This window comes from Edaphosphingomonas laterariae (genome assembly GCF_900188165.1).
Lineage (GTDB): Bacteria > Pseudomonadota > Alphaproteobacteria > Sphingomonadales > Sphingomonadaceae > Sphingomonas_E > Sphingomonas_E laterariae.
Genome location: NZ_FZOS01000011.1, coordinates 21,343 through 40,433, shown reverse-complemented (window position 1 = coordinate 40,433; position 19,091 = coordinate 21,343). Strand labels below are relative to the sequence as shown.

Below are 19,091 nucleotides of genomic sequence, written 5' to 3'. Positions count from 1 at the left end.
TGCCGCCCGAACAGGGTTAGCGGGGCGCGGCCGACCGTTGCGGCGATTCCGGCCGCTCGCCATCGATCATATTGTTGATCAGCGGATCATCGGCCGCCGGCACGGGTTCGGCCGAATTGCCCCAATTGCTGTTGCTCAACGGGTTGTCCGCCGTATTGCCGGGCTGATCGGGGCCTGGCTGGTCGGGGCCGGGCCGGTCGGGCGGTGCCGGCGCATTCTGCGCGATCGCCAGGATCGGCACTGCCAGCAGCAGCAGGCCCAGCGCGATTTGCCTGCGCATCGAAACGTCTCCCACGGGATATGGCAGACAAACGCACGAACGCGGGTTCGGGTTACAGCGGATCGGCCGTCCGCTCGTCCGCCGCCGGCTTCAGGAACACGCCATTGCCGTCCAACGCGGCCTGCGCGGCAATCTCCTCCAGCACCCAATCCCGGAAGGCGGCGATCTTGGGCACGTTGCGGCGCTGTTCGGTATGGACCAGCCAGAAGCTCGGCCCCTCGAACGCGATCAGCGGAAAGGGCTGGACCAGCCGGCCGGCCGCCAGTTCCTGTTCCAGATAGAGCGGGCTGACGATCGCCGCCCCATGCCCGGCCATCGCCGTGCTCGCCTCCAGCACCTGGGAATCGAGGCGGATGCCCGGCCGTCGCGGTCCATCCGGCACGGCGACACCGGCCGCGGCGAACCATTGCTTCCACCACAGATCGTCCGGGCTCAGCCGGTTCACCGCCAGCAGATCGGCCGGCGCGTTCAGCGGATGCGCCGCCAGATAGGCCGGGCTGCACACCGGCGTGAAATGCAGCCGGAACAGGAAATGCGCGCGCAGGCCCGGCCAGTCGCCATAGCCGGTGCGGATGCCGACATCGACCTCCTCGCGCGCGAGATCGAGCACCTCGTTGCCGGCGTGCAGGCTCACCGCCAGGTCGGGCCGCGCCATCTGGAACCGGCCCAGCCGCGGCGCCAGCCAGTGCGACGCAAAGGTCGTCGCGCAGGTGATCTTCAACACCCCGGCATCGTCGGATGCGAGGCTGGCGAACGCATCGTGCAGCGTGTCGAACGCGCCCGATATCGTGGGCGCGACCTTGCGGCCCGCATCGGTCAGCACCACCCGGCGCTTCGCCCGCGCGAACAGCGGCACGCCCAGCCGCTCCTCCAGCAGGCGGATCTGATAGCTGACCGCCGCCTGCGTCATCCCCAGTTCCTGCGCGGCGGCCGTGAAATTCTCGTGCCGGGCAGCGGCCTCGAAAACACGGACGGCGGTCAGCGGGGGAATCCTGCGCATGCGAGTTGATAAGCCCTCTTTATCACCTCAGTCGACCCTTTTGTTGGCCGGTGCGCGCGGAATCGGGCATTCAGCATGGGCCAAGGGCAATTTCGACAATCGAAGGATCAATAAGATGCAGCGCGATTTCCGCAATGATGCCGCACGTCCGTCGTCCACGATCGCCGGATGGATCTCCAGCCTGATCGGCAATGTGACGGACACGTTCGAGCCGCTCCACCGCGCCTATTTCGACGCGCCGTGGCACCGTGAAAACCGCGACGGCTGCGCCCGCCGCTCCTGATATAAGAAGGCCGGCCGCCGGCTCGGCCGCATGGGGCCGTCAGCCGCGCCGGATCGTCAGCCGCATTGGGCGCGGTGGAGCAGCTTCTGGTCAGCCAGGACAAGCGCCACCATCGCTTCCACCACCGGGGCCGCGCGAATCCCGACACAGGGATCGTGGCGGCCCTTGGTGCGAATATCCGCCGCCTGCCCGTCCCGCCCGATGGTTTCCACCGGGGTCAGGATCGACGATGTCGGCTTCAGCGCGACGCGCAGCACCAGTTGCTGCCCGGTCGAAATCCCGCCCGCGATGCCGCCGGCATGGTTGGCCATGAACAGCGGCTTGCCATCGGGGCCGGGACGCATCGGATCGGCATTTTGCTCGCCGGTCAGCCGTGCCGCCTCGAAGCCGTCGCCAATCTCGATACCCTTCACCGCGTTGATCGACATGCACGCCGCCGCCAGTTCGCTGTCCAGCTTGGCGTATAGCGGCGCGCCCCAGCCCGCCGGCAGGCCATCGGCCACGCATTCGACGATCGCGCCGACCGACGATCCCGCCTTGCGCGCACCATCGACGATCGCTTCCCACCGCGTCGCCGCCGCCGCATCGGGACAGAAGAACGGGTTGCGATCGATCTCGGCATCGTCGAACGCCGCGCGGTCGATCGCGTCGCCGCCCAGTTCCACCAGATAGGCGCGGATCCGCACCTCGGGGATCACCTTGCGCGCCACCGCGCCCGCCGCCACCCGCGCCGCCGTTTCGCGCGCGGACGAACGCCCGCCGCCGCGATAATCGCGGAAGCCGTATTTCGCGTCATAGGCATAATCGGCATGGCCGGGCCGATAAGCGAGCGCGACCTCCGAATAATCCTTCGACCGCTGGTCGACATTCTCGATCATCAGGCTGATCGGGGTGCCGGTGGTCCGCCCCTCGAACACGCCGGAAAGGATGCGGACCTGATCCGGCTCCTGCCGCTGCGTGGTGAAGCGCGACGTGCCCGGCCGCCGCTTGTCGAGCCAGGGCTGGATGTCAGCCTCGGCCAGCGCCAGCCCCGGCGGGCAGCCGTCCACCACCGCGCCCAGCGCGGGGCCATGGCTTTCCCCCCAGGTGGTGAACCGGAAGACGCGACCGAAGCTGTTGAACGACATCAGGCGAGCGCGATGTCCGGCGCGTCCTCGGCCTTCATGCCGATGACGTTATAGCCCGCATCGACATGGTGGACTTCGCCGGTGACGCCCGATGCGAGATCGGACAGCAGGTAAAGCGCCGAACCGCCGACATCTTCGATCGTGACGTTGCGGCGCAGCGGCGAATTCAGCTCGTTCCACTTCAGGATGTAGCGGAAATCGCCGATGCCCGACGCGGCCAGCGTCTTGATCGGCCCGGCGGAGATGCCGTTGACGCGGATATTTTCCGGCCCGAGGTCCATCGCCAGATATTTCACCGACGTTTCCAGCGCGGCCTTGGCGACGCCCATCACGTTGTAATGCGGCACCACCTTTTCGGCGCCATAATAGCTGAGCGTCAGGATCGAGCCGCCATTGGGCATCATCGCCCGCGCGCGCTTGGTGACGGCGACGAACGAATAAGCCGAGATGTTCATCGTCATCAGGAAATTTTCGAGGCTGGTATCGACGAACAGCCCGCGCAGCTCATTCTTGTCCGAAAAGCCGATGGCGTGGACCACGAAGTCGATTGTCGGCCAGCGCGCCGCCAGCGTGTCGAACGCGGTGTCGAGCGCGGCCATGTCGCCGACGTCGCAATCGATCAGGAAATCGGATCCCAGCTCTTCGGCCAGCGGGCGCACGCGCTTTTCCAGCGCCTCGCCCTGATAGCTGAAGGCAAGCTCCGCCCCGTGCGCGCGCAGCGCCTTGGCGATCCCCCACGCAAGCGAGCGATCATTGGCGAGACCCATGATGAGTCCCCGCTTTCCTTCCATCAGGCCCGTCATTCTAACTCCATCAGCCTTGTTCAGCCTTGTGACGCAGGCCCCTTTAACGCCGGTTCGGGCATTTCCGCCAGTGCCGCGTTGATATTCGCGCCGATCACCAGGCCGAAACCGATCAACCAGAAGAAAAGCAACGTAATGATCACGCCGGCCAGGCCGCCATAGGTGAGGTCATACCCGCCCAGCATGCTCAGCGCGCGCGGCAGCAGCATCGTCACGCCGATCCACCAGAAGGTGACGAACATCGCGCCGGGCCATTTCGGGCAGGCGGTGTAGCGATATTTGCTGGGTGTCAGCGAATAGATCAGCGCGTAGAGCGCGAAGCCCATCAGCGCGAGCGGGACGAGGTGGGAAATGGCGATCCACAATTGCGCTTCACCGGCGAAGGGCAGCAACCGCGTCACGAATTCCTGCGCGGCGGTGATCAGCACCTGCATCGAAAAGGCGGTCAGCGTGGCGATCACCGACACCACGATGATGCCGATCGAACCCAGCCGATAATGCAGGAATCCGCGCGAATAAGGCGTGCCATAAGCGCGGCGCAGGATATCGCGGATGGTTTCGACGAAGCTGCCCACCGTCCACAGGCCGACCAGCGCGCCGAACCACAAGAGCGGCCCGGTGCCGCGTGCCGCCAGCACGTCGTTGATCGGCTTGCGCAGCAATTCGGCCACCGTGGGCGGCAGGCTGGCAAGGAAGGTGCCCACCGCCACCGCCGTATCGGGCCCGCGCCCGAACGCCTGGGCCAGCGCCGCCAGGATGATGAAGAAGGGGAACAGCGCCAGCATCGACAGATAAGCCAGATTGCCGGCATGGATGAAGCCATCGGAATAGACGCCGACGATCACCCGCTTGGCGATCTCGAACGGGCGCGTGCCGGGGCGGACGCGATCGAGATGCCTGTCCCATGCCGGGCGCCGCCTGGCGCGTTCTTCCGGTGATTCTGGGGAGACATCCTGCAAGATCGCGCCTTTCGCTGCGGCTCCGGTTAAGGGGTCAAACTCCCAGCGTTAGCCGTGGGTTGCGTCCCTTGCCCTTCCAGCCTTCGACAAAGGCCTCAAGGTCGGCATCGCCCAACGGCACATCCACCATCAGGGTGACGAGCTGGTTGCCCCGGCTGCCATCCTTGCGGTGGAAGCCCTTGCCGCCCAGCCGCAGCACCTTGCCCGATGTCGCGCCCTTGGGGATGTTCAGCATCACCGGCCCGTCCACCGTGGGCACGCGCACCTTGCCGCCCAGCACCGCCTCGTCGATGGTGATCGGCAGGTCGAGCCGCACGTCATCGCCCTCGCGCATGAAGAAGCGGTGGGGCTTCACCTCGATCGTCACGATCGCGTCGCCGGCGCCGCCGGGGCCCTGTTCACCCTTGCCGGCCAGCCGCATCTGCGTGCCGCTTTCCAGCCCCGCCGGCAGCTTCACGTCGATGGTCTTGCCGTCGCTCAGGGTCACGCGCTGCGCCTTCAGGCCGGCCGCCTCCTCGAACGGCACCGACAGGCGATAGGCGATGTTGGCGCCCTTTTGCGGCGCGCGCCGCTGGCCGCCGCCAAAGCCGCCGAAGCCGCCCCCGGCGCGGCGCTGGCCGCCGAACAGCCCTTCGAAGATGTCGCCGAAATCGGCCGCATCGCCCCCGAAGCCGCCAAAACCGCCGCCGCCCGCACCGTGGCCGCCGCCGAAGCCGCCGCCCCCGCCGCCAAAGCCGAACCCGCGCGGATTGCCCTGCTCGTCGATTTCGCCGCGATCATATTGGGCCCGCTTGTCCTTGTCGGACAGCAGATCATAAGCGGATGTCACCTCGGCAAAGCGGTCCGCCGCGTCGGGCTTGTCCGCGTTGCGATCGGGATGAAGCTCCTTCGCAAGCTTGCGATAGGCCTTCTTGATCTCGGCATCGCTCGCCCCGCGCGATACCCCCAGCTTCGAATATAGATCCGCCATGTCCACCCGTTACGCCGGATGCCGTCCGGCACCAACTGTTGCAAAAATACAACAGAAAAGATGGGTGAGCAAAGCAAGGAGGTCAAGCCTCCACCGGCTCCACATCGACTGCCACGTCCACACTCTGCTGGTCCTGCCCCATGAAGATGCCGTCGATCGGCGACACATCGGCATAATCGCGGCCCACGGCGGTGACGATATGATCGCCCGCCATCAGGCAGGCATTGGTCGGATCGAAGCCGATCCACCCGCGCGCCGGGCCGCACCACAGCATCACCCAGGCATGGGTGGCATCCGCACCGACCAGCCGGGGCTGCCCTTCGGGCGGGATCGTCCGCAGATAGCCGCTGACATAAGCGGCGGGCAGGCCGTGCGCGCGCAACGCCGCGATCATCACCTGCGCGAAATCCTGGCAGACGCCGTGGCGCCCGCGAAAGGCTTCGATCGGCCGGGTATCGGCCACGGTGGCGGCGCCGTCATAAAGGAATTCGTCGTGGATGCGCGTCGCCAGCGCCAGCCCCGCCTCCACCGCCCCGCGCCGCGGATCCAGCTCCGCGGCGGCCCAGGCCGCGATCTCGGCCTCGAGCGCGATCAAGGGCGATGCGAACAGATAATTGGCCGGCCCGGTCGACGAAAGATCGCCCGATGCGCGCACCGCCGCCGCCACGTCGCCAAGGCTGGCATCGTCGGTGCGGATTTCGGGCACGTCGCGGTCCACCGCCATGCGGAACCGGCTTTCGATCACCAATTCGGTGGTCGCCTGTTCCAGCAACATGCGCACCATGTTCACCGGATAGCCGCCCGGCCGCATCACGGTGAGCGCCGCGCGCGGCGTAACGGTCAGTTCATAGCCTTCCAGTTCCTGCCCGCTCCAGCGCACCGGCTCCAGCCGCAAGTTGCAGCGCTGGAAGCGCACCGGCTGGGCATAATGGAAGGATGTGCGGTGGCTGACGTCGTATAGCATCCTCATGCCAGGATCATCGAAGCCGCGCGCAGCGCCTCGCCCCCTTGCAGGAAATAACGCCGGCCGATCGCATCGGACAGCGCAAGCAGCCGGTTCTCGATCGCCATCACCGCATGGCCGCCCAGCGCCTCGGCCTTGGCCAGCGCCACCAGCCCGCCCAGTTCGATCGCAATCAGTTGCTGCTCCTCCGCCATGCCGTCGTCGCGCAGCACCGGCAGCGCCGCCAGATGCTTGCCGATGCTCGCCACCTGATAGGCCAGCGAGCGCGGATTATAAGCGTCGAGCGCGACGAGATCGCGCACCGGCGCCAGCGACAATTCGGTCATGTAACGCGCGCGATAGCTGATCTGGCTGTCGGTCAGGTCCAGCAAGGTGGTCAGATCATCGGCGCTGGCATCATCGTCGGCGAAGTTGCGCAGCAGCCGGCACGCCAGCACCGCCCGTTCGATCCGCCGGCCGACATCGTGGAACCGCCATGCGGCGGTGCGCCCCATATTCTCCGCCGCCAGCCCGGCCAGTGCCGAAAAGCGCACCTGCAACGCCGTCGCCCGGTTGAGCAGCCCGGCGGCATCCTCCGCCCGCCCTTCGGGCATGGGTTCGTCGATCAGCCGCCACACGTCCGCCGAAAGCCGGTCGCGCGTGCCCTCGCCGATCGCATGGACATTGGCCAGCAGCCGCCGCACCGATGCCAGGCCGTTGCCGTCCACGGCAGAAAGCGCCAGCGCCAGCATGTCCTGCTCGCCCAGATCGCCGCCACCGCCGGCCCAGTCGGTCGCCGCGCCAGACGATATCAGCAGCCCGCGCAGCCGCGTCATCGTGCGCGGCAGCAGCCCGGCGCCGGCATCGGCCTCGATCGTGCCGCCCAGCGCCGCGCGCACCAGCCGCAAGGTCGCCTCGCCCCGTTCCAGATAACGGCCCAGCCAGAACAGATTGTCGGCCGCGCGGCTCGGCAGCGTGCCGGGGTTGCGGCGGATCGCCACCTTGGGCGGCACCAGCGTCACGGCGTCCACCGGGCGGTGGGCGACCACGCACACATCGGCGCTGAACGCACCCTCGCCCATCACCGCCGCGCGCACATCGCCCTGCGCGCCGAAGCGGGCGAAGCCGCCGGGCATGATCGTCCATTGCCCGTCCGCGTCGCGGCAGGCGAATACCCGCATGGTGAAGGGACAGGGCACCAGCATATTGTCGACCAGCGTCGGCGCGGTCGAAAGATGCACCACTTCCTGCCCCACATAATCCTGCGGCCGGCGGCGCAGCCCTTCGGCCAGTTCGGCGCGGGCGGCGGGGCTCAGATCGGCGCCCAGCACCGGCCGGCCATCGGGCAAGCCCGGCAGCGGGCCGCCAAAGGCCGGCGCGATCAGCAGCTCGTCCAGCATCGCCTCAACCTGCTCGCGCTCACGCTCCTGCCCGCACCACCAGGTGGCGATATTGGGCATGTGCAGCTGCTCGCCGGTCAGCCGCCGGGCCAGCCCGGGCAGGAAGGCGGACAATGCCGTCGCCTCGATCACGCCCGCGCCGGGCGCGTTGGCGACGACGGCATTGCCCGCGCTCACCGCATCCATCAGCCCGGGCACGCCGATCGCCGATTGCGCGTCGAAGGTCAGCGGATCGATGAAGCGCGTGTCCAGCCTGCGCCACAGCGCGTCGATCCGCTTCAGCCCCTCGATCGTGCGGACGAACAGCTGGTCCTCGCGCACCGCAAGATCCTCGCCCTCGACCAGCAGGAAGCCCAGATAGCGGGCGAGATGCGCCTGTTCGGCATAGCTCTGGTTGAAGCGCCCCGGCGTCAGCAGGCCGATGCGCGGATCGGATCGCTTGCACGCCGCCGCCATCCCCTCGCGAAAGGCGGAAAAGAAGGGCGCCAGCCGGCGGATGTTGAGCCGGGTATAAAGCGTGCCCATCACCCGCGATGCCGCCAGCCGGTTTTCCAGCGCATAGCCCGCGCCCGCCGGTGCGCGCGAATAATCCGCCAGCACGCGCCATTCGCCATCGGGGCCACGGCCGATATCGGCGACATAGGTGTGCAGCCGGTGCCCGCCCGGCGGCGGCACGCCGATCATGGTGCGCCAGAAATGTTCGCTGCCCGTCGCCATCACGGCCGGCAGCGCACCATCGCGGAACAGCGCCTGTTCACCGAAAATGTCGGCGAGCACGCGTTCCAGAAGCTCGGCGCGCTGGCCGATCGCGCGTTCGATCCCGCGCCATTCGTCCTCGCCGATCAGGAGCGGGATGGCGGAAATCCGCCACGGCCGCTCATGCGCCTCGCCCGGCAGGCGGAACGACGTGCCGATCTCCGCCACCTGCCGGGTGATCCGATCCTGCAGATGGTTCAGATTGCCTTCGCCAAGGCCGGCCATGCCTTCCAGCAGGTGGTTCCACCAGCGCGCGCCGCGCCCCACGTCGCCGCGCAATATGTCGCCGCTCGTCGCGCGAGGCAGATAGGATGCCAGCCACCCTTCTCCCCATGTCGGCAGGCCGGGCAATTGCGACATCGAAAATGATCCCCTGGCATCTCCGCGCGACCATGCGGCGCTTGTCGCCAACTGGATCATATCGCCTTGTGCAGCGCAATATCTTCCGGGCCGTAACGATGGTTCTCTCGTCCGGGCCGATGCGCTAAAGCGCCGGTATGACGCACGATCCCTTCGCCCAGTTCGATGCCTGGTTCGCCGAAGCGCGCGCCAGCGAACCCAATGACGCCAACGCCGTGGCGCTCGCCACCGTGGCCGCTGATGGCCAGCCATCGCTGCGCATGGTGCTGCTGAAGGGCCATGACGAACGCGGCTTCGTCTTCTACACCAACCTCGAAAGCCGCAAGGCGGAAGAACTGCTCGCCACGCCCAAGGCGGCCTTGCTGTTCCACTGGAAATCGCTGCGCCGGCAGATCCGCATCGAAGGCGCCGTCTCGCGCGTCAGCGACGCGGAAGGCGACGCCTATTTCGCCACGCGCAGCCGCGATTCGCAGCTTGGCGCCTGGGCGTCGGAACAATCCCGCCCGCTGCCCGACCGCGCGACCTTCGAAGCCCGCTATGACGAGATGGCGGCGCTGTTCGAAGGCAAGGACGTGCCCCGGCCGCCGCATTGGTCGGGCTTCCGCGTCGCGCCGCAGCGCATCGAATTCTGGCAGGATCGCCCCCACCGCCTGCACGAACGCCACGTCTATACCCGCACCGCCACCGGCTGGACCGAGGGGATGCTATACCCGTGACGGGCGGCATCCCGCTCGCCCAGCGCGCCGCCCTCGCCAGCGTCGCGACCGCCGCCTTCCTGATCCTGCTCAAGGGCTATGCCGCGGCGCAGACGGGATCGGTGGCGATGCTCGGCTCGCTCGCGGATTCGGGGCTGGATCTCGTTGCCTCGCTCGTCACCCTGTGGGGCGTGCGCATCGCCGCCGCCCCGGCGGACGAGGATCACCGCTTCGGCCATGGCAAGGCGGAGGCGCTGGCCGCCCTCTTCCAGGTCGCGCTGATCACGCTGTCGGCCGCCGCGATCGGCTGGCGCGCCGTCACCCAGTTCCTTGCCGGCAGCCAGCCGGCCAATGCCGAATATGGCATCGGCGTGTCGATCCTCGCGCTTGCCGCCACCGGCCTGCTCATCGCCTATCAGCGCAGCATCCTGCGCCGGCAGAACAGCATCGCGATCCGGGCGGACAATGTGCACTACCAGTCCGATCTGCTGCTCAACGGCGCGGTGATCGCCGCCCTCGTGCTCGATCAGTATCTCGGCCTGACCGGCGCGGACCCGGTGTTCGGCGTGCTCATCGCGCTGTGGCTCGGCTGGGGCGCGTGGGGATCCGCCGTCACCGCGATCGATCAGTTGATGGACAAGGAATGGCCGGAAGAACGCCGCCAGCACTTCCTGGCCGTCGCCGCCCGCCACCCCGAACTGCGCGGCATCCACGATCTGCGCACCCGCACCAGCGGCATGCGCGATTTCGTGCAGTTCCACGTCGATGTCGCGCCCGACATGACGATCGCGGAGGCGCATCGCGTGATGGACGAGGTGGAGGAACGGCTGGCCCGCGAATTTCCGGGCACCGAAATCCTGATCCACCCCGATCCGCAGGGCTGGGTCCGCCAGCGCGGCAAGGCGCCCTGACCATCGCCACTGCCATGCCGGCCGATGCCGGCATGGCAGTGGCGATGGCGATGGCGCTTAGAGCATTTTCCGACCCGACTGCGTCGGCTCGAAAGCTCTAAACTTTTAGTTTGCCGCGTTTTCCGAGTCAGCAGGTGACGCCACCCGCTTGGAAAACGCTCTAGCCCAGGCTTTTCGACGCCTGTTCGAACACGTCCTTCGACAGGCCCGGCGTCGCCAGCACGCGCGCCAGCTCGGCACGCATCAGCGTGGCCCGCGCCTCATCGAAACGGCGCCACCGGCCCAGCGGCGGGATCAGCTTGGCCGCCGTCTGCGGGTTCAGCTTGTCGACGGCCAGCACCATATCCGCCAGGAAGCGATAGCCGCGCCCCGAAAGATCGTTGAAGCCCTTCTGGTTCACCGCAAAGGCGCCCACCAGCGCGCGCACGCGATTGGGGTTGGCCAGCGTGAAATCGCCATGCCCGGCCAGCGCCTCCACCGCCGCCACGCTATCGTCGCGGGTCGACAGCGCCTGGGTGGTGAACCATTTGTCGATCACCAGATCATTGCCGCGATAACGGTCGTAGAACAGCTTCAGCGCCTCATCGCGTTCGGCCCACTGGCTGTTGACCAGCGTGCCCAGCGCGCCCTGCCGGTCGGTCATATTGTCCGCGTCGCGGAACTGGCGGAACGCGATCACCGATGCGTCGGGCGCCCCGCTTGCCGCCATATAGCCGAGCGACACCGTCTTCAGCCGCCGCAAGCCCTTGGCCGGCGGGGTATATTCATAACGGTTGGCATGCGTCTTGGCGTAAGAGGCGCGCCATTCGTCCTCCAGTTCCTGCCCGAGATCGCGGCGCAGCGCCTCGCGCGCCAAATGGATCGCCACCGGATCGACCACCGGCATCTGATCGCCGATGAAGGATTCGCTGGGCAGCAGCACCGCTTCGGCGATGAAGGCGGGGTCGAGCGCGGCATTGCGCAGCGTTTCCTGCACCGCTTCGATCACCGGGCGATGATCGCCCTCACCAAGCGCCACCGCGCGCACCAGCGTGTCCACCATCAGCTGCTGCATCGCCTCGTAACGGGCGAACGGATCGTCATCCTGCGCGGACAGGAAGGCAAGGTCCGCCGCCGATCGATCGGCCACGACCGTCACCGGGGCGGAAAAGCCGCGATTGATCGAAAGCACCGGCCGTTCGCCAATCCCTTCGAACAGGATTTCCTGATGCGCATCCTCCAGCATCACCAGCCGCTCGCCACCGAAGGTCTGGCCGGTCACCTCGCCATAAAGCGCCACGCGCAACGGGATCGGCATCGGCTGCTTGCTCGGCTGGCCGGGCGTGGGCGGCACCCCCTGCTCCAGCGTCAGGCGCGCCTGCCCACCGGCCGGTTCATGCTCCAGCCGCGCGGTGACGCGCGGGGTGCCGGCCTGCGAATACCACAAGCGGAACCGGGCGAGATCGACGCCGGATGCGTCCTCCATCGCGGTCACGAAATCCTCGCAGGTCGCCGCCTGCCCGTCATGCCGGTCGAAATAGAGGTCGGATCCCTTGCGGAACGCGTCCGCGCCCAGGATCGTGTGAAGCATCCGGATCACTTCCGCGCCCTTGTTATAGACGGTCGCGGTGTAGAAGTTGGAAATCTCCATATAGCTTTCGGGGCGGATCGGATGCGCCAGCGGCCCGGCATCTTCCGGGAATTGCGACGCGCGTAGCGCGCGCACATCCTCGATCCGCTTCACCGCCGCCGATCCCTGATCGGCAGAAAAGCTCTGGTCGCGGAAGACGGTGAAGCCTTCCTTCAGCGAAAGCTGGAACCAGTCTCGGCAGGTGACGCGATTGCCCGACCAGTTGTGGAAATATTCATGCGCGACGACACCAGCGACATTGTCATAATCCACGTCGGTCGCGGTATCGGGATCAGCCAGAATGTAGCGTGAATTAAATATGTTGAGGCTCTTGTTCTCCATCGCGCCGAAATTGAAATCGGCGACGGCGACGATGTTGAATTCGCCCAGATCATATTCGCGGCCATAGGCCTTTTCGTCCCACGCCATCGACGCCTTCAAGGCGGCCATGGCGTGTTCGGTCTTGGCCAGATCCTCGGGCTTCACCCAGATCGCAAGCTCCACCTCCTTGCCCGATCGCGTGGCAAAGCTGTCGCGATTGGCCACCAGATCGGCCGCCACCAGCGCGAACAAATAGGTCGGCTTGAAGAACGGGTCGCGCCATTCGGCCCAGTGACGGCCGTCGTCCAGATCGCCGCCATCGGTGCGGTCGCCGTTCGACAGCAGCACCGGAAAGCGCGCCTTATCCGCCTCCATCCGCACGACATATCGGCTCAGCACGTCGGGCCGATCGGGGAAGAAGGTGATGCGGCGGAAGCCTTCGGGTTCGCATTGCGTGCACAGCATCCCGCCCGAGGCATAAAGCCCCATCAGCTGGGAATTCTTCTCGGGCGCGATCTCGACCTCGGTTTCGATGACATGCGCGTCGCCGGGCAGGTCGATCATCAGCGCGGCACCGTCCATCCGCCAGGCATCGGCCTGCGGCTCGCCGTCGATCCGCACGGCCAGCGGCGTCAGCCCGTCGCCATCCAGCCTGAGCGGGCGGTTATGCGCGCCGCTGCGCGTCACCGAAAGCCGCGCCGTCACCCGCGTCGCCGCCGGGTCCAGCGCGAAATCCAGTGCAACATCAGGCACAAGCCAGTCGGGCGGCCGATAATCCTCGCGGTGAATGACGGGCGGCGGGGCGGCAGTGGCGGTCTGGGCGTCAGGCATGGTCACAGGTTACGCTCCGGGTCGGCGGGATGCCAGTGCGATGACTCTATCTCGGCGGTCGTTAGCCATTTACAAGCACGGCATGTCCCGTCTGCTGATCTTCGGCCCCGGCTATTCGGCCCGCCGCATCGCCGCACCGCTCGAACAGGCCGGCTGGCAGATCATCTCCATCGGCCGCGATCGAATCGACAGTGCCGATGTCGCGGCGGAGATCGCGGCGGCGACGCATATCCTCTCCTCCGTCCCGCCGGCCGAAGGCGTGGATCCGGTGCTCGCCCGCCATGGCGCGGCGCTCGCATCGGCTTCGGCCCGCTGGATCGGCTATCTGTCCTCCACCGGCGTCTATGGCGATACCGGCGGCGGCTGGGTGGACGAAACCGCGCCCACCGGCCTTGGCCGGCGTTCGGCGCGCGCGCTGGCGGATCGGGCGTGGCTTGCCCTCCACCCCGAAACGCGCGTGTTCCGCCTGCCGGGAATCTATGGGCCCGGCCGCTCGGCGCTCGATCGTGTCGCCGCCGGGCAGGCGCACCGCATCGCGCTGCCCGGCCAGATTTTCAGCCGCGTCCATGTCGACGATATCGCCGCCGCGGTGCTCGCCAGCATGCGCCACGGCCCGGCGGGCGCCTACAACATCGCCGACGATCATCCCGCCGCCCAGAATGATGTCGTGGAATATGCCTGCGATCTGCTCGGCCGGGACTGGCCACCGCTGTTGCCGCTCGATCAGGCCGGGCTGTCGCCCGCCGCCCGCGCTTTTTATGGCGAAAACCGGCGGGTCGCGAACAACCGGGCGAAGCGGCTGCTCGGCTGGCGCCCCCTCTACCCCGATTATCGCGCGGGGCTGCGCGCCCTCAGCGCGATCACCAGCCCGGCCAGCGTCAGCAACCCGCCGGATGCCGCGAGCACGCTCCAGCGATAGCCCTCGAACATGGTCGAAAGCGCCATCGCCAGCACCGGGATGACGACGCTGGAATAGGCCGCGCGCGCCGGCCCGATCGCGCGGACGACACCGAAGTAAAGCGGGAAGGTCAACGCCGATCCCACGACGCCCAGATACAGGATGCCCGCCGCATAAGCCGGTCGCGGGTCGAAGCTCGGCGCACCCACGGTCAGCAGCGCCCAGCCCGCGTTCATCGCCGCGCCCAGCGCCATCGCCCAGGCGAGCACCGCCACGATCGGCAGGCGCTTGGCCAGGTCTGTCGCCTGCGCGACATTGGCGGTCGATGCCGAAAGGACGCCCATCAGGGTGAAGCCGATCCCCGTCGCCACCGCCGCATGGCCGGCCGTTCCCGCCGCAAGCTCGTGGATGAACAGCAGCGCGATGCCCAGCCCCGCGACGGCCGATCCGGCGATGAAGCGCCGCGTCAGCACATGGCCGAGGAAGATGCGCCCGAACACCGCATTGGGCACCACCAGCAGCGCGAACACCACCGCCACCAGCCCCGACGTGACATAATGTTCGGCGCGATAGACGAAGTTGAAATTGAGCACGAACTGGGTGACGCCCACGATCGCCGCCATCGCCCAGCCTTCGCGCGGCAGGCGCAGCGTCTGCCGCGTCACTAGCGCATAAAGCATCATCGTGATCGCGCCGACCGCGAAGCGATAGGCGACCGACCATGTTGGCGGCACGACCGCGATCTGATCGCGGATGACGAGCCAGGTCGAACTCCAGATCAACGTCACGATCGCCAGCGGCACCAGCACGCGCATCTGCGCGCCGGGCGCGGGAGCCTCGGGCGGCGCCTCGGGCGGCGCGGCCGATGCGGCAGGCGCCCCGCTCACAGGGCGGCGATCGCGGTGGCGAGCGCGTCGACCTCGCCCGCAGCCTGGCTCCATGACGTCACGAAACGCGCCTCGCCCGGCGCCCAATCGTAAAAGTCGAAGCCCTGGGCGCGCAGCCGTGCCGCCTCCGCCGCATCCAGCCGCAGGAAGATCTCGTTCGCCTGCACCGGATGGCACAGCCGCGCCGGTGCCGCCGCGCCGATCCGCGCCGCCGCCGCATTGGCCGCGCGCGCATTGTGAAGCCACAGATCATCGGCCAGCATGGCGTGGATCTGCGCCGCCAGATAGCGCCCCTTGGACAGCAGATGCCCGGCGCGCTTGCGGCGGATCGCCACCTCGGCCGCCAGCTCGGGCTTGAAGAAGACGATCGCCTCGGCCGACATGCCGCCATTCTTGACGAAGCCGAAGCTCAGCACGTCGACGCCCGCGCGCCATGTCACATCGGCCGGCGTGCAGCCGAGATGGGCGACGGCATTAGCGAAACGCGCGCCATCCATGTGCAGGCCGAGCCCGCGTTCCCGCGCCAGCGCGCCGATCGCCCCCACCTCGTCAGGGCCATAGACCAGCCCATATTCGGTGGCATTGGTGATCGAGATTGCGGCCGGCTGCACGCGATGCACATCATTGGCGATCTGATCGATCACGTCGCGGATGGAAGCCGGCGTGATCTTCGCGCCCTCCCCCTCGGCCGCCAGCAGCTTGGCGCCATGGGTGAAGAATTCGGGGGCGCCCGCCTCGTCATTGTTGATGTGCGCGTCGCGATGGCAGACGACGCTGCGCCACGGCTGACACAAGGCGCCCAGCGCCAGCGCGTTGGCGGCGGTGCCGGTCGACACCCAATGCGCCGCGACGCGGGTTTCAAACAGATCGGAAAAAGCCTTGTCGAGCCCCTGGCTGAGCGCGTCGCCCGCATAAGCGGTGTCGACCTTGTTCGCCGCCGCCATCGCGGCAAGCACGGCATCGGCCACGGGGGCGGCATTGTCGGAGAAGAAGCGCATGATCCGCCTTTTGACGCAGCCACGGCGGCGGTCAATCGGACAGTCGCACGGCGGGCGCCTTGCCACCCATTTTTTGTATCAAAGTTAGCACCTTCTTGACGATTATCGGCTTGATAGGCTCTGTTCGGGGCGCGCGCGGCGGGGGGCTTGCGCGGCTCGCAACTGGCCAGGGGACCATGGGCGCACTACCGCAGGAAAACCAATCGAGCTGGACGGCCGATCTCTATGCCGAGATCGGCGCGATGCTGGCCGCGCACGGGCTCGAACCCTCGCCCGCCCATTATGAGCTGATCCACTGCTATCTCACCGCCGGCGACGCCCAGCTCGTCACCGCGATCGACGATACGATCCGCCAATATGGCACGCTCACCCCGGCGATGGCGGCCACGATCGCCGCCCAGCGCCGTGGCGAGCTTTCCCCGGTCGAGCTGGAACGGATGGCGGACGACGCCCAGCGCCGGCTGCAGGCGATCGCCGCGATCGCCGATCGTTCGGGCCGCGATGCGCGCGATTATGGCGATGCGCTCGCCCGCAATGTCAGCGCGCTCGAAATCGGGCCGAAAAGCGACGCGCTGGTCAGCCTGATGGATCTGACCCGCGCGATGATCGACAAGACGCGCAGCGCCGGCGAGGAACTGCGCCGCGTGTCGGACGAGGTGATGACGCTGCGCTCCTGCCTGGCCGAAGCGCGCAAGACCGCCGAGACGGATGCGCTGACCGGCCTGCCCAACCGCCGCGCGCTCGACATGAAGATGCGGCTGGCGTTCGAGGCCGCGCGCGATCAGGGCAGCCCGCTGTCGCTCGCCATCTGCGATATCGATGCGTTCAAGGCGGTCAACGATCAGCACGGCCACCAGCTTGGCGACAAGGTGATCAAGTTCATGGCCGGCGCGCTCGCCCGTAACGCGCCCGAAAGCCTTTATATCGCGCGTTATGGCGGCGAAGAATTCGTCATGCTGTTCGAAGGCATGACCGCGCAGCAGGCGGCCGACTATATTGATGTCATCCGCGCCGAAATCGCAGCGCGTGAGTTCAAGGTCGCCGAAACCGGCCGCCCGATCGGCCGCCTCACCTTTTCCGCAGGTGTCGCCGCGCTGGAAGGTCGCAAGGGGCCGACGGCTACATTGAAGCTCGCCGATGCCGCACTGTATCGGGCCAAGCGCGATGGCCGGAACTGCGTGCGCGTTGCTGAATGACCGGCACAGCTAAATTGACGAATTGCTCGAATTAATAGCTCCTTAGCCAAATTTCTTCTATAAAGGGCGTGGGGCAGGCGGTATCACCGCCAAAAGGATGGGGAGCACAATGGCCATTGAGGGCGCCAAGCTCACGCATGATCCACTGACGCACTTCAAATATGGCCGTCGCCATGGCCGGCATCGCGTGCAACTGCTCGCCTGCCTGCATTCGCCGCGCGGCACCTTGTCGGCGGTTCTCCTCGATATCTCGCAAGGCGGCGCGCTGGTGTCCTGCCCGACGCCGATCGAGGAAGGCACGCACGTCACCCTTACCCGCGGCAGCCTCAATGCGGAGGCCACCGTCGTCCGCACCGAAGGCCGCCGTCTCGGCCTGTCCTTCGCCGATCCGATCGACGCCGAACTGGTGGCCAACGTCGTCACCCCGCTGGCGCTCTGGGCGAACTGATCGTCCTCCGCATGGCGCGCCGGATCGCCGCCGCCATCGCCTGAATATCGCACGCCCCTTGCCACCGGCCCGTCCGGCGGCCAATTCCGTCGCGAACATGGAGGCGGAATGGCGAACGACGCGGCCCACAAGATTGCCGATGCAGCGGCCCGGCACTGTCTGGATGCGGGGCTGGGCAGCGTAACCATGCGCTCGGTGGCGGCCGCCGCCGGCGTCGCGCCATCTGCCGTCGCTTATCATTTCAAGACGCGCGATCGCCTGCTCGTCGCCATTCTCGATCGCCTGTCCTTCGGCATCCAGGCGTGGCGCGACGGCGCCCGCGACCAGTTGGCCACGGCGGCGGCACAATCGCTCGGCCATGGGGCGATGGCGGCGGTCGCGCTCTCGGGCTTCATCCACATGCAGGGTCTTGCCAGCGTCACCGCGCGCGAAGTCGCCCGCGCCCTGCGCACCACGGAAAGCGCCGATGCGGCCGCCGGGATCGTCGCGCAAATCCACCAGCAAGGCCGGCTGTTCTGGCAATCGCTACCCGTCTTCGCCGGCGACGATGCGGAAACGCGCGCCATCTGGGCCGGCGTGATCGAAGGGCTGGTGCCGCTCGCCATGCTGGATCGCAACCCGATCACCCGGCATGGCCGGATCATCCAGATCCTGATGCGGCTGGAAGATCGGCTGGCGGGCCGCGCCCCCCGCCCGTTCGACGACGCCCCCCTGCCGCCCGCGCAGGACCGGCCCAGCCGCCCCACCGGCAAGCAGGAAATCGTGGAAGCGACGATCCGGCTGAGCGGCCGGGTCGGCATCGAAGGCCTCACCCACCGCAACATCGCCGCCGAAGCCGGGCTGTCGGTCGCCTCGACCACCTATTTCTATCCGGCGAAGGAAGACATCATCGCCGATGCCGCGCACGAACTGCAGACGCGGGCGATCAACGCCATCGTCAGCGGCGATTCCCCCCTCCCCCAGTTCATGTCGCGCATCGCGCTCGATCTGGAAGGCGGCGAACGGGCGGAGCTTGCCGCGCTCACCGCCTTTTCCACCGCGGCGGTGCGCCATGGCGAGCTTCGGGAACTGGCCGATACCTTCCTCAAGCTGCGCGGCATCGATGCGCTGCGCTGGCTCGACGCGCGCGGCTGTTCGGGCGTGGATCGACTGGACGGAATCATCTGGTCGGCCGCCAGCACCGCCCTCGTCGATCAGGCATTGCAGCGCCCGCAAGACCAGCGCGTCGCATTTTTAGACGCAATTTCATCGACTTGGATGCACAGACTGTTCGGCTGAAGCAAACTGCACATATGTTCACATCCCTCTTGTGAACTGTACGGACGCACCGTAATAGGCGGATGAAACTGGCGGGACAGTCAGTGATTCGTTGAATTTCGGCTGCGTCACCGGCCCGGCACAAACTGTTCTTATGTT

General features: G+C 67.4%; 18 protein-coding genes. 7 read left to right on the top strand and 11 right to left on the bottom strand.

The features are described 5' to 3' along the window. Nucleotides 1-16 precede the first annotated feature (16 nt). Together CHB74_RS11475 and gcvA are read right to left on the bottom strand one after the other, a co-directional pair. Nucleotides 17-280: a hypothetical protein gene (locus CHB74_RS11475; RefSeq protein ID WP_089219784.1), complete on the bottom strand. Its 264-nt coding sequence runs from the start codon at nucleotides 278-280 to the stop codon at nucleotides 17-19. A gap of 52 nt (nucleotides 281-332) precedes the next feature. Next, the gene (gene gcvA, locus CHB74_RS11470; RefSeq protein ID WP_179220814.1) at nucleotides 333-1,280 is read right to left on the bottom strand and encodes a transcriptional regulator GcvA; all 948 of its coding nucleotides are present in this window, start codon (nucleotides 1,278-1,280) and stop codon (nucleotides 333-335) included. Between the two features lie 43 nt (nucleotides 1,281-1,323). On the opposite strand from gcvA, the gene CHB74_RS22005 reads away from it, so the two are divergent. Next, the gene (locus CHB74_RS22005; protein ID WP_089219783.1) at nucleotides 1,324-1,563 is read left to right on the top strand and encodes a hypothetical protein; all 240 of its coding nucleotides are present in this window, start codon (nucleotides 1,324-1,326) and stop codon (nucleotides 1,561-1,563) included. 56 nt (nucleotides 1,564-1,619) lie between these two features. Here the strand turns inward: CHB74_RS22005 and aroC are convergent, their stop codons facing one another. The 6 genes from aroC to CHB74_RS11435 form a co-directional block, all read right to left on the bottom strand. Continuing rightward, nucleotides 1,620-2,690 (bottom strand): chorismate synthase, encoded by a 1,071-nt coding sequence (aroC, locus tag CHB74_RS11460; protein WP_089219782.1) that lies wholly within the window; start codon nucleotides 2,688-2,690, stop codon nucleotides 1,620-1,622. Then, nucleotides 2,690-3,493, bottom strand: coding sequence for an enoyl-ACP reductase FabI (gene fabI, locus CHB74_RS11455; RefSeq protein ID WP_089219781.1), 804 nt, complete (start codon nucleotides 3,491-3,493; stop codon nucleotides 2,690-2,692). Before fabI ends, aroC begins: the two co-directional genes overlap by 1 nt. Nucleotides 3,494-3,513: 20 nt before the next feature. Continuing rightward, complete coding sequence (locus CHB74_RS11450) at nucleotides 3,514-4,452, bottom strand: YihY/virulence factor BrkB family protein (RefSeq protein ID WP_089219780.1); 939 nt, start codon at nucleotides 4,450-4,452, stop codon at nucleotides 3,514-3,516. A 34-nt stretch (nucleotides 4,453-4,486) separates the two neighbouring features. Beyond that, nucleotides 4,487-5,422 (bottom strand): DnaJ C-terminal domain-containing protein, encoded by a 936-nt coding sequence (locus tag CHB74_RS11445; protein WP_089219779.1) that lies wholly within the window; start codon nucleotides 5,420-5,422, stop codon nucleotides 4,487-4,489. Between the two features lie 82 nt (nucleotides 5,423-5,504). Next, entirely contained in the window at nucleotides 5,505-6,386 is an 882-nt protein-coding gene (locus tag CHB74_RS11440; protein ID WP_089219778.1) for a transglutaminase family protein, read from the bottom strand. A 2-nt stretch (nucleotides 6,387-6,388) separates the two neighbouring features. Next, nucleotides 6,389-8,881 (bottom strand): circularly permuted type 2 ATP-grasp protein, encoded by a 2,493-nt coding sequence (locus CHB74_RS11435; protein WP_089219777.1) that lies wholly within the window; start codon nucleotides 8,879-8,881, stop codon nucleotides 6,389-6,391. A 137-nt stretch (nucleotides 8,882-9,018) separates the two neighbouring features. Between CHB74_RS11435 and pdxH the strand changes: the two genes are divergently transcribed. Both pdxH and CHB74_RS11425 read left to right on the top strand, forming a co-directional pair. Continuing rightward, a complete protein-coding gene (pdxH, locus tag CHB74_RS11430) occupies nucleotides 9,019-9,597 on the top strand; it encodes a pyridoxamine 5'-phosphate oxidase (protein WP_089219776.1) in 579 nt (192 codons plus the stop codon). Continuing rightward, nucleotides 9,594-10,487, top strand: a complete 894-nt coding sequence (locus CHB74_RS11425; RefSeq protein WP_089219775.1) for a cation diffusion facilitator family transporter — start codon at nucleotides 9,594-9,596, stop codon at nucleotides 10,485-10,487. Before pdxH ends, CHB74_RS11425 begins: the two co-directional genes overlap by 4 nt. 160 nt (nucleotides 10,488-10,647) lie before the next feature. Here the strand turns inward: CHB74_RS11425 and pepN are convergent, their stop codons facing one another. After that, nucleotides 10,648-13,248 (bottom strand): aminopeptidase N, encoded by a 2,601-nt coding sequence (pepN, locus tag CHB74_RS11420; RefSeq protein ID WP_089219854.1) that lies wholly within the window; start codon nucleotides 13,246-13,248, stop codon nucleotides 10,648-10,650. Between the two features lie 82 nt (nucleotides 13,249-13,330). Between pepN and CHB74_RS11415 the strand changes: the two genes are divergently transcribed. Next, nucleotides 13,331-14,167 (top strand): Rossmann-fold NAD(P)-binding domain-containing protein, encoded by an 837-nt coding sequence (locus CHB74_RS11415; RefSeq protein WP_089219774.1) that lies wholly within the window; start codon nucleotides 13,331-13,333, stop codon nucleotides 14,165-14,167. Here the strand turns inward: CHB74_RS11415 and CHB74_RS11410 are convergent. Next, nucleotides 14,077-14,961, bottom strand: coding sequence for a DMT family transporter (locus CHB74_RS11410; protein WP_089219853.1), 885 nt, complete (start codon nucleotides 14,959-14,961; stop codon nucleotides 14,077-14,079). The two genes, CHB74_RS11415 and CHB74_RS11410, sit on opposite strands and share 91 nt — an antisense overlap. Before the next feature lie 68 nt (nucleotides 14,962-15,029). Next, nucleotides 15,030-16,031 (bottom strand): threonine aldolase family protein, encoded by a 1,002-nt coding sequence (locus CHB74_RS11405; protein ID WP_089219773.1) that lies wholly within the window; start codon nucleotides 16,029-16,031, stop codon nucleotides 15,030-15,032. 176 nt (nucleotides 16,032-16,207) lie between these two features. Between CHB74_RS11405 and CHB74_RS11400 the strand changes: the two genes are divergently transcribed. From CHB74_RS11400 to CHB74_RS11390, 3 genes are all read left to right on the top strand, one after another. Continuing rightward, the gene (locus tag CHB74_RS11400; protein ID WP_089219772.1) at nucleotides 16,208-17,227 is read left to right on the top strand and encodes a GGDEF domain-containing protein; all 1,020 of its coding nucleotides are present in this window, start codon (nucleotides 16,208-16,210) and stop codon (nucleotides 17,225-17,227) included. A 109-nt stretch (nucleotides 17,228-17,336) separates the two neighbouring features. Then, complete coding sequence (locus CHB74_RS11395) at nucleotides 17,337-17,675, top strand: PilZ domain-containing protein (RefSeq protein ID WP_089219771.1); 339 nt, start codon at nucleotides 17,337-17,339, stop codon at nucleotides 17,673-17,675. 108 nt (nucleotides 17,676-17,783) lie between these two features. Continuing rightward, nucleotides 17,784-18,953 carry a TetR/AcrR family transcriptional regulator gene (locus CHB74_RS11390; protein WP_089219770.1) on the top strand — a complete coding sequence of 390 codons (1,170 nt, stop codon included), beginning with the start codon at nucleotides 17,784-17,786 and terminating at the stop codon, nucleotides 18,951-18,953. Nucleotides 18,954-19,091 lie beyond the last annotated feature (138 nt).